We start from the raw sequence: 14,283 nt of genomic DNA, 5'->3' as shown, positions 1-14,283 counted from the left end.
CATTCATTGGGAATGTGATCGGTGATGATTGATGGGGCTGTGCTCTGCCGCCGGTACGAGCGTATTCACCGACGATTCAGTGCATAATCCCGAGAACGGGGGGTCACCGGGCAGCGAAATACCCCCACTACCGGGGGTGGCTTCTCGATGAACCACCCCCGATGGAGGGGGCTTCGCGCATTACTACTTGACGAGCGAGGAGATCTGGAAGATCGGCAGGTAGAGCGCCACGATCATCCCGCCGACGACCACGCCGAGGAACGCGATGAGCAGCGGCTCGATCAGCGAGGTCAGCGCCTCGGTGGTGGCCTCCACCTCGTTGTCGTAGAAGATCGCGATCTTCTCGAGCATGATCTCCATCGAACCGGCATCCTCACCGACGGCGATCATCTGCGAGACCATCGACGGGAAAACGGGTTCGCGCTCCAGCGGAGCCGCAATTGATTCGCCTTTCCGAACCGATTCGGAAACCCGCCCCAACGCCTTTTCCACAACGAAGTTCCCGGAGACCTGACCGGCGATCTGCAATGCCTGCAGAATGGGCACACCGGCGCCGATCATGTTCGAGAGGTTGCGCGAGAACCGCGCCATCACGATCTTCTTGTTGAGGTCACCGAACACCGGCAGACGCATCTTCAGCGGGTCGAGGAAGCCGCGGACCCGATCGGTGTTCTTGTTCGCACGCCACCAGATCCAGCCGACGACGACCGCGACCGCGAGGACCGGTCCGACGTAGACCATCGCGTGCGACATGTAGACGAGCATCATCGTCGGGAGCGGGAGCTTGCCGCCGAGCGACTCGAACATGCCCTGGAAGATCGGGACGATGAAGATCAGCATCACGACGACGGCGAGCAGCGACATGATCAGCACGACGACCGGGTAGGTCATCGCGGACTTGATCGTCGAGCGGAGCTTGTGCTCCTTCTCGAAGTTGGTGGCGATGGAGTCCATCGCCTGGTCGAGGAACCCGCCGGTCTCGCCGGCACGGATCATGTTGATCATGATCGGCGGGAACTCGACCGGGTACTTCGCGACGGCGTCCGAGAACGAGACGCCGCGCTCGACGTCGTCCCGTACCTTGCCGAGGATGTCCTTGAGCTTCTTCGACTCGGTCTGATCGGCCAGGATCGACAGGGCACGGAGCAGCGAGAGCCCCGACGACAGCATCGTCGCGGCCTGCCTGGCCATGATCGAGAGGTCCTTGAGCCCGACGCCCTTCTCGAACCCCGGGATCTTGATCTCGGTCTGCAGCCCGCTGCCGACCTTCGCCTCGGTGATCGCGATCGGCGAGACGCCCATCGTCCGGAGCCGCTGGACGACGGCCCCTTCCGAGGCAGCGTCGAGCCGCCCCTTGACGAGCTTGCCGCCGCCGTCCCGCCCGCGGTAGTCGAACGCGAGTGACATCAGTGCCCTCCGGAGAACTTGTCGCCGAAGTCGATCTCGCTCGCGGCGATGGCCGCGGCGGACGAGTCGGACGGGGACTCGACGCGCTGCACGAGCCGGTCGAACCCTTCGAGGTCGTGCACCTTCTCCAGCGCCGCGGCCCGGGTGACGGTGCCGACGTTGACGAGCTCCGCGAGGTCCTGATCCATGGTGTGCATGCCCATGTCCCGCCCGGCCTGCATGGCCGAGGTGATCTGGTACGTCTTGCCTTCGCGGATGAGGTTGCCGATCGCCGGCGTGGTCTTCATGATCTCGGTCGAGACGACGCGCCCCGCCCCGTTCGCCTTCGGGACGAGCGTCTGGCAGACGACTCCTTCGAGCGTGGCGGCGAGCTGCGTCCGGATCTGCCCCTGCTGGTGCGGCGGGAAGACGTCGATGACACGGTCGATCGTGCCCGGTGCGCTCTGCGTGTGCAGGGTCGCGAAGACCAGGTGGCCGGTCTCGGCGGCGGTCAGTGCGACGGAGATCGTCTCGAGGTCGCGGAGCTCACCGATGAGGATGACGTCGGGGTCCTGGCGCAGCACGTGCTTCAGGGCCTTCGCGAACGACTGCGTGTCCGCTCCGACCTCGCGCTGGTTGATGATCGCCTTCTTGTGGTCGTGCATGAACTCGATCGGGTCCTCGACCGTGACGATGTGGTCGGCACGGGTTTCGTTCACCAGGTCGATGAGCGCGGCGAGCGTGGTCGACTTGCCGGACCCGGTCGGCCCGGTGACGAGGACGAGTCCGCGTGGCAGCTTCGCGAACTCCCCCACGTGGGCGGGGATGCCGAGCTGCTTGAGCGTCTTGATCTTGGTGGGGATGATGCGGAAGGCCGCACCCCAGTTGCCGCGCTGCTGGTAGTAGTTCACGCGGAAGCGGTACTCCGGCGAGAGCGAGTACGCGAAGTCGAGTTCCTGCTCGTGGTCGAACTGGCCGGCCTGCTCGACGGTCATGAGCGTCTTCAGCGCGGCGATGACCTTGTTCCGCGCCCAGGGTCCGCCGGGGACGGCGGGCCGGAGGGAGCCGTCGACGCGGACCGTCGGGGCGGCGTCGGCGGTCAGGTGCAGGTCGGAGCCGCCCTGGTAGACGACCTGGGCGAGCGCCGTCACGAGGTCGGGGTCGGCCACTTCACGCGCGTGCCGCGTGAACCCGATCTCTGGGACACCGGCGCCACCGGCGGCGGGAGCAGGAGCGGCGTACGTCGGCACCGTCTGGAGGCTCGTGGTCGGCACCGCGGGCGCGACCGGCAGGTGCTCGGTCACCGCGTCGGGGTAGCCGTAGCTCGCAGTGGACGGCGGGACCGCGGCGGGCGGGGTCGCCGGCGCCGCCAGCGGCTGCGCCACCGGCACGGCGACGGGCGCACCGGAGGGTGCCGGCCAGCCGGCGGTGTCGTCGCCGAGGTCGTACACGGGGACGGCGGGAGCGGCCGCGGGCGCTGCGGCGAACGGCGCCGCCCCAGCCGCTGGCACGGTCGGCTGCGCGCCGGTCTCGGCGAGCCGCGCGGCGCGGCGCGACCCGATCTCGTGGCCGGGACGGCCCGGGTGCCAGCCGGCCACGGGCTCGTCGCCCGCAGCGGTGATGTCGTACACGGAGTCGGTCATCTCGTGCTCTCCTCGGCCTACGCCACCACGCGCAGGATCTCGTCGACGCTCGTCATGCCGAGCTTCACCTTCTCCCACCCGTCCTGACGGAGGGTGAGCATGCCCTGGTCCTGCGCGACGCGGCTGATCTCGGCGCTCGAGGCGCGGGCGACGGCGAGCCGCTCGATCTCCTCGGACACGGTCATCACCTCGTGCAGGGCGATGCGGCCGCGGTAGCCGGTGTTCGAGCACACGGCGCAGCCGATCGGGGCGAAGAACTCGGGGATCTCGGCATCGGCGCCGTCGACGAACCCGAGCGCCCGCAGCTGGGACGGCTCGTAGACGGCGGGCGCCTTGCAGCGGTCGCAGAGCTTCCGCGCGAGGCGCTGTGCGACGACGCAGTCCAGTGCGGACCCGACCAGGAACGGCTCGATGTCCATCTCCGTCAGGCGGGTGACCGCGGACGGGGCGTCGTTGGTGTGGAGGGTCGAGAGGACGAGGTGGCCGGTGAGCGACGCTTCGATCGCGATCTGCGCGGTCTCGTGGTCGCGGATCTCGCCGAGGAGCACGACGTCGGGGTCGGAGCGGAGGATGCTGCGGAGCGCCGAGGCGAAGGTCAGTCCGGCCTTCGGGTTCACCTGCACCTGGTTGATGCCGGCCATCCGGTACTCGACCGGGTCCTCGACGGTGATGACGTTGATCTCGGGACGGGCGACGGCGTTCAGGGTCGTGTAGAGCGTGGTCGACTTGCCCGAACCGGTCGGTCCGGTGACGAGGATCATGCCGTACGGCTTCGAGTAGGACCGCTGGTACGCGGCGGCGTTCCGCTCCAGCAGGTTGAGGTCCCTGAGGGTCATCGACGTGTTCGTGTTGTCGAGGATCCGCATGACGACCTTCTCGCCCCAGACGGTCGGCAGGGTCGCGACGCGGAGGTCGATCTGGCGGCCGCCGTGGCGGACCGACATGCGGCCGTCCTGCGGCTTCCGTCGCTCGGCGATGTCGATGTCGCTCATGATCTTCAAGCGGCTGATCACGCCGTTCTGGATGTTCTTCGGCGCCGGCGCCATCTCGTGCAGCACGCCGTCGATGCGGTACCGCACCCGGACCTCGTGCTCGCCGGGCTCGATGTGGATGTCGGACGCGTGGTCCTGGATGGCCTGCGAGACGAGCAGGTTCACGAAGCGGACGATCGGGACGTCGTCGAGCGACCCTTCCGAGATGTCCGCCTGCTGCTGCGCCGTCGCCGACGCTTCTTCTTCGAGCGAGGAGGTCAGGTCGTTCAGCTCGTCGTCGGCGCGGAGGTAGCGGTCGAGGGCGCTGGCGAGGTCCCGTTCCTCGACCTGGAGGGGCTTGATCGCCCGGCCGGAGGCGGCGCGGGCGTCGTCGATCGCCAGGACGTTCGTCGGGTTCACCATGGCGAGGACGAGGACGTCGCCTTCGAACCCGACGCCGAGCACCCCGTGGCGGCGGCAGAGCGCTGCGGGCAGGATCGACACCGCGGTGCCGTCGACCGGGTAGTCGGTGAGCGGCACGGTCTTGGAGTTGTTCGAGGCCGCGCGGGCGGTGATGAACTGCGCCTCGCTGACCACGCCCTGGCTCACCAGGGAGCGGATCGACCGCTCGTCGATCTCCTCGTCGCCGGTGAGCGAGTCGAGGTGCTCGATCGGGAGTGCTCCGTTGAGGATCAGGATCTCGGAGAGCGTCGCCATGGGCTCGGAGCCTCCTGGGTTGAGTGAACGCTGGCGTGGGGTACGGGCGCTGCGCCGCTCGGGTTCGACGCCTGTCCACGCTATGTCCGGGACCGGCTGGCCCCGCAGTCCCAGAATGAGGGGGCGGAGGCCTCCTGGCGCACCCAGAACGGGGGCTGTGGACAACGGCTTCGGGATGCCTCCTGTGGAGAAAAAGTCTCGACGCGCGGCACGCCGCCGGGACATGATGAGTCATGGAGATCACGAGCGTGACCGTCGGGCTGCCCGTCACCGACCTCGAGGCGTCCTGCCTCTGGTACGGCGCGGTGTTCGAGCGCGTGGACCCCGACCTCGAACCGGCCGAGGGCGTCGCCGAGTACGAGATCGGCGGGATCTGGATCCAGCTCGTCGAGGACCCGGACGCCGAGGAGAACTCCGCCGTCGTCCGCTTCGGCGTCGACGACGTCGCCGCGCAGCACACCCGGATCGCCGCGCTCGGCATCGACGTCGGCCCGGTGGAGCGCGTCGAGGGTGCGATCGACTGGTTCGACGTCCACGACCCCGACGGCAACGTGCTGAGCCTCTACTCCCTGGCGGACGAGACGGGTCACGGTTCCGACGGCCGGGACAGCGGGGCCGGTCGCGCGCTCTAAACGCGACCAGGCGACCGCCGGGAGGCACGGTGCCGGTCCGCACCGTGCCTCCCGTCGGTTCTGCGGTGCAGCAACTTCGTGAACGTCACGTTTCGGGCCTGGACGCGGCAGCCGCGCAGTGCCACGCTGTCGGCATGCAGAAGACACGTATTTCAGATGTGGTACAACGGCGGATCACCGGCGGGCTCGTCGTGCTCGCGCTCTCGCTCGGTTCCGTGGCCCTCGCCGCGCCGGCGCAGGCCGCGGAGTTCTCCGCACGGATCGGATCCGTCGCGCACAACGCCGGCGACGTCGCGGTCACCGGGAACGGCGACCCGGGCGACCTCGTCGAGGTGACGCCGTCCGACGGCGCCCCGGTGCAGACCCGGGTGAAGCCGAACGGCACCTGGCGGACCGTCGCGCACGTGGACGGTCCCGGCGACCACACGTTCCGCGTCACCGATTCGATCGGCTCACCGGCCCGGACCCTCGCCGCCACGACGCGCGACGTCAGCTACACGGGTCTCGTCGTGGTCCGCGAGAACTGGGAACGGTCCCTCCTGGTGCGCGGATCGGGCTTCGAGCCTCGCGCACACGTCGACCTCACCGTCGACGGTGTCCCACGAGGCACCACGACGGTCGATCGCGACGGCGCCTTCGCCCACCGGATCTCCGGCATGGCGTTCGGCCAGCACACGGTCACCACCAGCGAGCGCTTCGACGGCGCCGAGCAGCTCCGCATCAACTCCTCCGCACTCCTCGAGCCCTTCCCGGTCGTCGACGACGTCCGCGTCGACCCGGCCGGTCACCTCGTGCACCTGGCCGGTCGCGGGCCCGCCGGCACCGACATGCGCTTCGTCGACGAGTCCGGCGCCCCGTGGCCGTTGACGGACGGCACCGACTGGATCACGAACGCCGACGGGACCTGGACGGCTGATGTCGCATACCCGGGCGTCGGCACCCGCTTCATGGGCATCGTCGCCGAGGTGTACGACGACGGCAAGCTGGTCGGTTCCACGACCACCAGTGCGACGATCCCGTTCCCGGTGACGGCCGTGGTCACGAAGTACACCGCCAAGAAGCTGGTGCTCTCCGGCACCGCCGAACCCGGCGCCCGTCTGTCGTTCGTCGACGCCGACGGCACCCCGGTGACCGACGCCGACGGCAACCGCGTCGAACCGCCGGTCCCCGGGACCTCGAAGTGGACCGTCACGCTCGACCCGCGCCGGATGGCCGGCGGCACCGTGACCGCCACCGTCACCGGCGACGAGGGCGTGCACGGCAACGTCACCCTGACCTACCGCTGACGACCACACCCCAGAAACGGGGAAGGGCCCCGCATCCAATGGATGCGGGGCCCTTCCTTCGGATCACTCGGTTCAGTTGTACGTACCCGGCGTGAAGTCGTCCGACGAGAAGCTGTCGAAGTCGACGAAGCTCAGGTCGGCGTCCGAGAACGACGAGTCGTCCGCGAAGATGCGGTTGGGGTACCGCTCTGCCTTCGCTTCTTCCGTCGCGTTCACGTCCACGTCGCGGTACCGGCTGAGGCCCGTCCCGGCGGGGATGAGCTTCCCGATGATGACGTTCTCCTTGAGGCCGACGAGGTGGTCCTGCTTGCCCTCCATGGCCGCCTGCGTGAGCACGCGGGTGGTCTCCTGGAAGGACGCGGCGGACAGCCACGACTCGGTCGCGAGGGACGCCTTGGTGATGCCCATGACCTCCTGGCGAGCGGAAGCGGTCTTGCGACCCTCCTGCAGCGCCGCACGGTTGATCGCGTTGTAGCGCGACCGGTCGACGAGCTCACCGGGCAGCAGGTCCGTGTCGGCGTGGTCGACGACCGTCACCTTGCGGAGCATCTGACGGACGATGACCTCGATGTGCTTGTCGTGGATCGGCACGCCCTGCGAGCCGTACACGTCCTGCACACCGTTGACCAGGTGCTTCTGGACCTCACGGACACCCTTGACGCGAAGGACTTCCTTCGGGTCGACGGTGCCGGCGATGAACTGCTCGCCGAGCTCGACGTGCTGGTTGTCCTCGATGAGGAGGGTCGCACGCTTGAGCACCGGGTAGATGAACGGCTCGTCGCCGTTGTCCGGCGTGAGGATGATGCGACGGCCCTTGTCCGTGTCCTCGATGACGACGCGGCCGGGGGCCTCGGCGATCGGGGACGCGCCCTTGGGGGTACGAGCCTCGAAGAGCTCGGTGACACGGGGCAGACCCTGGGTGATGTCGTCGGCCGAGGCCGAACCACCCGTGTGGAAGGTACGCATCGTCAGCTGGGTACCGGGCTCACCGATGGACTGGGCGGCGATGATGCCGACCGCCTCGCCGATGTCGACGAGGTTGCCCGTGGCGAGCGAACGGCCGTAGCACTTCGCGCAGACACCGACGGCCGACTCGCAGGTCAGGACCGAGCGCACCTTGATGCTCTCGACACCGGCCGCGACCAGCTTGTCGATGAGGACGTCACCGACGTCCTCGCCTGCCTCGGCGACCACCGTGCCCTTCGCGTCCGTCGCCGCGGTGGCGAGGGTGCGCGAGTACACGGTGTTCTCGACGCGGGCGTCGCGGACGAGCTTGCCGTCGGCGTCGACCGTGGCGATCGGCAGTTCGAGACCACGCGTGGTGCCGCAGTCGTCCTCGCGGATGATGACGTCCTGCGACACGTCCACGAGACGACGGGTGAGGTACCCGGAGTCCGCGGTACGGAGCGCGGTGTCGGCAAGACCCTTACGAGCACCGTGGGTGGCGATGAAGTACTCCGCCACGGTCAGGCCCTCGCGGTACGAGTTGATGATCGGGCGGGCGATGATCTCGCCCTTCGGGTTGTTCACCAGACCACGCATACCGGCGATGTTGCGGACCTGCAGCCAGTTACCACGAGCACCCGAGGACACCATGCGGTTGATGGTGTTGTCGATCGGGAAGTTGTCGCGCATCTCCTGCGCGATCTCGTTGGTGGCCTCGGTCCAGATCTTGATCAGGTCGGCGCGACGTTCCGCGTCGGTGATCAGACCCTTGTCGAACTCACCCTGGACCTTGGCGGCCTGGATCTCGTAACCCGCGATGATCTCCTTCTTGCGAGGAGGCGTCACGACGTCGGAGAGCGCCACGGTCACACCGGAGCGCGTGCCCCAGTAGAAGCCCGCGTCCTTGATCCGGTCGAGCGCAGCGGCCGTCTCGGTCTTGGAGTAGCGCTCGGCGAGGTCGTTGACGATCGCGGAGAGGGTGCCCTTGTCGGTGACCCGCTGGACGAACGGGTAGTCCGCCGGCAGGGTCTCGTTGAAGAGCGCGCGACCGAGGGTGGTCTCGAGGAGGATCGACTGACCCACCTCGTAGCCCTCGGGGGCTTCACCCTCGGCGAAGTGGACACCCGACATGCGGATCTTCACCTGCGCGTTGAGGTGCAGCGTGTTCTGGTCCTTCGCCATGATCGCCTCGGCGACCGAGGAGAACGAACGGCCCTCACCGACGGCGCCCTCGCGGACGGTCGTCAGGTGGTGCAGACCGATGATCATGTCCTGTGCGGGCAGGGTCACCGGGCGGCCGTCGGACGGCTTCAGGATGTTGTTCGAGGCGAGCATCAGGATGCGGGCCTCGGCCTGGGCCTCGACCGACAGCGGCAGGTGCACGGCCATCTGGTCACCGTCGAAGTCCGCGTTGAACGCAGCACACACGAGCGGGTGGAGCTGGATGGCCTTGCCCTCGACGAGCTGCGGCTCGAACGCCTGGATGCCCAGACGGTGCAGCGTCGGCGCACGGTTCAGCAGGACGGGGCGCTCGCGGATGATCTCCTCGAGCACGTCCCACACCTGCGGACGCGAACGCTCGACCATGCGCTTGGCCGACTTGATGTTCTGCGCGTGCGACAGGTCGATGAGGCGCTTGATGACGAACGGCTTGAACAGCTCGAGGGCCATCTGCTTGGGCAGACCGCACTGGTGGAGCTTGAGCTGCGGGCCGACGATGATGACCGAACGACCCGAGTAGTCGACGCGCTTGCCGAGCAGGTTCTGGCGGAAACGACCCTGCTTGCCCTTGAGCATGTCGCTCAGGGACTTCAGGGCGCGGTTGCCGGTACCCGTGACGGGGCGACCACGACGACCGTTGTCGAACAGCGCGTCGACCGCTTCCTGCAGCATGCGCTTCTCGTTGTTCACGATGATCTCGGGGGCACCGAGGTCGAGCAGGCGGCGGAGGCGGTTGTTGCGGTTGATCACACGACGGTAGAGGTCGTTGAGGTCCGACGTGGCGAAACGGCCACCGTCGAGCTGCACCATCGGGCGGAGCTCCGGCGGGATGACCGGCACGACGTCGAGCACCATCGCTGCCGGCGAGTTGCCGGTGGCGAGGAAGGAGCTGACGACGCGCAGACGCTTGATCGCACGGATCTTCTTCTGGCCCTTGCCCTCGGCGATCTGCAGACGCAGTGCCTCGGCCTCGGCGGCCAGGTCGAAGGCCTCGAGCCGCAGCTTGATCGCCTCGGCGCCCATGTAGGCGTCGAAGTAGATCCCGAAGCGGTCCTGGAGCTCGTGGAAGACCGCGTCCTCGGGCTTGAGGTCGCCCACCTTGAGGTTGCGGAAGTCCTCCCACACACGCTCGAGACGGGTGATGTCCTCGTCGAAGGACTTGCGGACCTGGGACATCTCCTTCTCGGCGGTGTCCTTGGTGCGGCGCTTGATGTCGGCCTTGGCGCCCTCTTCCTCGAGCGCTGCGAGGTCGTCCTCGAGCTTCTTGAGGCGGTCGGCGATGATCGAGTCGCGCTGGTTCTCGAGGTTCTTGATCTCGAGGCGCATCTCGTTCTCGAGACCCGGCATGTCAGCGTGCCGGCCCTCTTCGTCGATGCTGATGATCATGTACGCGGCGAAGTAGATGACCTTCTCGAGGTCCTTCGGCGCCATGTCCAGCAGGTAGCCCAGGCGCGACGGGACGCCCTTGAAGTACCAGATGTGCGTGACGGGTGCGGCGAGCTCGATGTGGCCCATGCGCTCACGACGGACCGAGGACTTGGTGACCTCGACGCCGCAACGCTCGCAGACGATGCCCTTGAAGCGGACACGCTTGTACTTGCCGCAGGCGCACTCCCAGTCGCGGGAAGGACCGAAGATCTGTTCGCCGAACAGACCGTCCTTCTCGGGCTTCAGGGTGCGGTAGTTGATGGTCTCCGGCTTCTTGACCTCGCCGTACGACCACTGGCGGATGTCTTCGGCCGTGGCGAGGCCGATCCGCAGTGCGTCAAAGGAAGTTGCTTCGAGCAATGTTCTTCTCTCTTGCTGAATTCGAAACGTTGTCGGGCGGGGCGGGATCAGATGTCGTCGACGGAGGACGACTCGAACCGCGAGGAGATGTTGATGCCGAGCTCTTCAGCGGCACGGAAGACCTCGTCGTCCGTGTCGCGGAGGCTGACCGCCTGGCCGTCGGCCGAGAGGACCTCGACGTTCAGGCAGAGCGACTGCATCTCCTTCATGAGGACCTTGAAGCTCTCCGGGATGCCGGGCTCCTGGATGTTCTCGCCCTTGACGATCGCCTCGTAGACCTTCACGCGGCCGAGGATGTCGTCGGACTTGATCGTCAGGAGCTCCTGGAGGGCGTACGCGGCGCCGTATGCCTCGAGCGCCCACACCTCCATCTCGCCGAAACGCTGTCCACCGAACTGCGCCTTACCACCCAGCGGCTGCTGCGTGATCATCGAGTACGGACCGGTCGAACGGGCGTGGATCTTGTCGTCGACCAGGTGGTGGAGCTTCAGGATGTACATGTAGCCGACCGACACGGGCTCCGGGAACGGCTCGCCGGAGCGGCCGTCGAAGAGCTGGGCCTTGCCGGAGGAACCGATCAGGCGCTCGCCGTCACGGTTCGGGAGCGTCGAGTCGAGGAGGCCCTCGATCTCACGCTCGTAGGCGCCGTCGAACACCGGGGTCGCGACCTTGGTGCCGGGCTCCGCGCTGCGGGCGGCCTCGGGGAGAGCCGAAGCCCACTCCTGGATGCCCTCGACGTTCCAGCCCTGCTTCGCGAGCCACCCGAGGTGGATCTCGAGGACCTGGCCGAAGTTCATGCGGCCGGGGACGCCGAGCGGGTTCAGCACGATGTCGACCGGGGTGCCGTCCGCCAGGAACGGCATGTCCTCGACCGGCAGGATCGTCGAGATGACGCCCTTGTTGCCGTGACGACCGGCGAGCTTGTCGCCAGCGGTGATCTTGCGCTTCTGGGCGATGTAGACGACCACGCGCTGGTTGACGCCCGAGCCGAGCTCGTCGTCGCCGTCCTGCGCGTCGAACACCTTGACGCCGATGATCGTGCCCTCTTCACCGTGGGGCACCTTCAGCGAGGTGTCGCGGACTTCGCGCGACTTCTCGTTGAAGATGGCGCGGAGGAGGCGCTCTTCGGCGCTCAGCTCGGTCTCGCCCTTCGGCGTGACCTTGCCGACGAGGATGTCGCCGGGGCGGACCTCGGCGCCGATGCGGATGATGCCGCGCTCGTCGAGGTCGGCCAGGAGGTCCGGGCTGACGTTCGGGAGGTCGCGGGTGATCTCTTCCTTGCCGAGCTTGGTGTCGCGGGCGTCGACCTCGTACTCCTCGATGTGGATCGAGGAGAGCGTGTCGTCCTTCACGAGGTTCTGCGACAGGATCATCGCGTCCTCGTAGTTGTAGCCCTCCCACGGCATGAACGCGACGAGGAGGTTCTTGCCGAGCGCGAGCTCGCCGTTCTCCGTCGCGGGGCCGTCGGCGATGACCTCGCCCTGCTCCACACGCTCACCGGCGCTGACGATCACGCGGTGGTTGTAGCTCGTGCCCTGGTTCGAGCGGTCGAACTTGCGGAGGTAGTAGGACTGCGTCCCGCCCTCGTCGAGCTGCAGGGTCACGGCGTCGGCCGAGACCTCGGAGACGACACCGGCCTTCTCGGCGATGACGACGTCGCCGGCGTCGATGGCGGTGTAGCCCTCCATGCCGGTGCCGACGAGCGGCGACTCGGAGCGGAGGAGCGGCACGGCCTGGCGCTGCATGTTCGCACCCATGAGGGCGCGGTTCGCGTCGTCGTGCTCGAGGAACGGGATGAGCGACGTCGCGACCGACACCATCTGGCGCGGGGAGACGTCCATGTAGTCGACCTCGCCGCGGGCGACGAGTTCGACCTCTCCGCCCTTCTTGCGGACGAGCACCTTGTCGTCGGCGAAGTGGAAGTCGGCCGTCAGCGGGGCGTTGGCCTGCGCGACGACGAACTCGTCTTCTTCCGAAGCGGTCAGGTAGTCGATGGTCTTCGTGACCTCGCCGTTGACGACGCGACGGTACGGGGTCTCGATGAAGCCGAACGAGTTGATCCGACCGAAGGACGCGAGCGAACCGATCAGGCCGATGTTCGGGCCTTCCGGGGTCTCGATCGGGCACATGCGGCCGTAGTGCGACGGGTGGACGTCGCGGACCTCGACGCCGGCACGCTCACGGGACAGACCACCCGGGCCGAGGGCCGAGAGACGACGCTTGTGCGTCAGGCCCGCGAGCGGGTTGTTCTGGTCCATGAACTGCGACAGCTGGGACGTCCCGAAGAACTCCTTGATCGCGGCGACGACGGGGCGCACGTTGATCAGGGTCTGCGGCGTGATCGCCTCGATGTCCTGCGTGGTCATGCGCTCGCGGACGACACGCTCCATGCGGGACAGACCGGTGCGGACCTGGTTCTGGATGAGCTCACCGACGGCACGGATGCGGCGGTTGCCGAAGTGGTCGATGTCGTCCACGTCGAGGCGGAGCTGCACGGGCTCGCCGTCGCGGACGCCGTCGATCGTGGTGCGCTCGGCGTGCAGCGAGACCAGGTACTTGATCGTCGCGACGATGTCCTGCACCGAGAGCACGGAGTCGGACAGCGGCGCGTCGATGCCGAGCTTGCGGTCCAGCTTGTAACGACCCACCTTGGCGAGGTCGTAGCGCTTCGGGTTGAAGTAGAAGTTGTCGAGGAGCGCACGCGCGGCCTCGGCGGCGACCTGCTCGCCCGGACGCAGCTTGCGGTAGATGTCCTTGAGCGCCTCTTCCTTGGTGAGGATGGCGTCCTTCTCGAGGGTCGACTCGATGGAGGCGAAGCCCTGGAACTCGTCGAGGATCTCTTCGCTCGTCAGGCCGAGGGCCTTGAGGAAGACCGTGACCGACTGCTTGCGCTTGCGGTCGATGCGCACGCCCACCTGGTCGCGCTTGTCGATCTCGAACTCGAGCCATGCACCACGCGACGGGATCACGCGAGCCGAGTAGATGTCCTTGTCGGACGTCTTCTCCTGCTGGCGCTCGAAGTACACGCCCGGCGAGCGGACGAGCTGCGAGACGACGACACGCTCGGTGCCGTTGATGATGAACGTGCCGCGCTCGGTCATGAGCGGGAAGTCGCCCATGAAGACCGTCTGCGTCTTGATCTCACCGGTCATGTGGTTCATGAACTCGGCGTTGACGTACAGCGGAGCGGCGTAGGTCTTGCCGCGTTCCTTGCAGTCGTCGATGGAGTACTTCGGGTCCTCGAGCTCCGGGGACGTGAACGAGAGCTGCATCGTCTCGCCGAGGTCCTCGATCGGGGAGATCTCCTCGAAGATCTCCTCGAGGCCGGAGTGCAGCGCGAGGTCGGTACGACCCTGCTCCTGCCCCTCGGCCAGTCGGGCCTTCCAGACGTCGTTGCCGACGAGCCAGTCGAAGCTCTCCGTCTGGAGAGCGAGCAGATCAGGAACCGTGAGGGTGTCCGTGATCTTGGCGAACGAGAGTCGCGAGTGGTTGCGACCGTTCTTGGGGTTGGTGGATGCGTTGGGCGCAGCAGCCAAGGGTGTGACCTCCGTAGGCCCCGTCGGGCCGGTACTGACGAGCAGCATGTAGGTGAGTGGATTGACGCTCGGCGCAACCCCGAGACACGCACGCACGCCTGTGTCACGAGGACGAAGGGCATGTGCGATGATCTGAGTGAGCGGCACCCGCCGACATA

At 67.4% G+C, this 14,283-nt stretch carries 7 protein-coding genes; 2 read left to right on the top strand and 5 right to left on the bottom strand.

Annotation, left to right across the window (positions count from 1 at the left end; translation table 11 throughout):
• Positions 1-183: 183 nt before the first annotated feature.
• From EDF27_RS04855 to EDF27_RS04845, 3 genes are read right to left on the bottom strand one after another with little or no spacing between them, the layout of a single operon-like run.
• A complete protein-coding gene (locus EDF27_RS04855; protein WP_123700893.1) occupies positions 184-1,407 on the bottom strand; it encodes a type II secretion system F family protein in 1,224 nt (407 codons plus the stop codon).
• The gene (locus EDF27_RS04850) at positions 1,407-3,029 is read right to left on the bottom strand and encodes a type IV pilus twitching motility protein PilT (RefSeq protein ID WP_123700894.1); all 1,623 of its coding nucleotides are present in this window, start codon (positions 3,027-3,029) and stop codon (positions 1,407-1,409) included. The genes EDF27_RS04855 and EDF27_RS04850 overlap by 1 nt, the downstream gene beginning before the upstream one ends.
• A gap of 17 nt (positions 3,030-3,046) precedes the next feature.
• Positions 3,047-4,717 (bottom strand): ATPase, T2SS/T4P/T4SS family, encoded by a 1,671-nt coding sequence (locus EDF27_RS04845; protein ID WP_123700895.1) that lies wholly within the window; start codon positions 4,715-4,717, stop codon positions 3,047-3,049.
• 233 nt (positions 4,718-4,950) lie between these two features.
• On the opposite strand from EDF27_RS04845, the gene EDF27_RS04840 reads away from it, so the two are divergent.
• Positions 4,951-5,349 carry a VOC family protein gene (locus EDF27_RS04840; RefSeq protein WP_123654847.1) on the top strand — a complete coding sequence of 133 codons (399 nt, stop codon included), beginning with the start codon at positions 4,951-4,953 and terminating at the stop codon, positions 5,347-5,349.
• Between the two features lie 134 nt (positions 5,350-5,483).
• On the top strand, positions 5,484-6,635 hold the full coding sequence (locus EDF27_RS04835; RefSeq protein ID WP_132047571.1) for a hypothetical protein: 1,152 nt from the start codon (positions 5,484-5,486) through the stop codon (positions 6,633-6,635).
• A gap of 72 nt (positions 6,636-6,707) precedes the next feature.
• Here EDF27_RS04835 and EDF27_RS04830 read toward each other — a convergent pair whose 3' ends face one another.
• A complete protein-coding gene (locus EDF27_RS04830) occupies positions 6,708-10,589 on the bottom strand; it encodes a DNA-directed RNA polymerase subunit beta' (protein WP_123654849.1) in 3,882 nt (1,293 codons plus the stop codon).
• A gap of 47 nt (positions 10,590-10,636) precedes the next feature.
• Positions 10,637-14,125, bottom strand: coding sequence for a DNA-directed RNA polymerase subunit beta (rpoB, locus tag EDF27_RS04825; RefSeq protein WP_123700897.1), 3,489 nt, complete (start codon positions 14,123-14,125; stop codon positions 10,637-10,639).
• Between the last annotated feature and the right edge of the window lie 158 nt (positions 14,126-14,283).

Origin of the sequence: Curtobacterium sp. PhB136 (genome assembly GCF_004346855.1) — a bacterium.
Taxonomy (GTDB): Bacteria; Actinomycetota; Actinomycetes; order Actinomycetales; family Microbacteriaceae; genus Curtobacterium.
This window is presented reverse-complemented; position numbering and strand designations above follow the sequence as displayed.

Excerpts from the sequence above, each read along its gene's own strand:
- EDF27_RS04855 (WP_123700893.1), bottom strand. The coding sequence starts at position 1,407 with ATGTCACTCGCGTTCGACTACCGCGGGCGGGACGGCGGCGGCAAGCTC.
- EDF27_RS04850 (WP_123700894.1), bottom strand. The coding sequence starts at position 3,029 with ATGACCGACTCCGTGTACGACATCACCGCTGCGGGCGACGAGCCCGTG.
- EDF27_RS04845 (WP_123700895.1), bottom strand. The coding sequence starts at position 4,717 with ATGGCGACGCTCTCCGAGATCCTGATCCTCAACGGAGCACTCCCGATC.
- EDF27_RS04840 (WP_123654847.1), top strand. The coding sequence starts at position 4,951 with ATGGAGATCACGAGCGTGACCGTCGGGCTGCCCGTCACCGACCTCGAG.
- EDF27_RS04835 (WP_132047571.1), top strand. The coding sequence starts at position 5,484 with ATGCAGAAGACACGTATTTCAGATGTGGTACAACGGCGGATCACCGGC.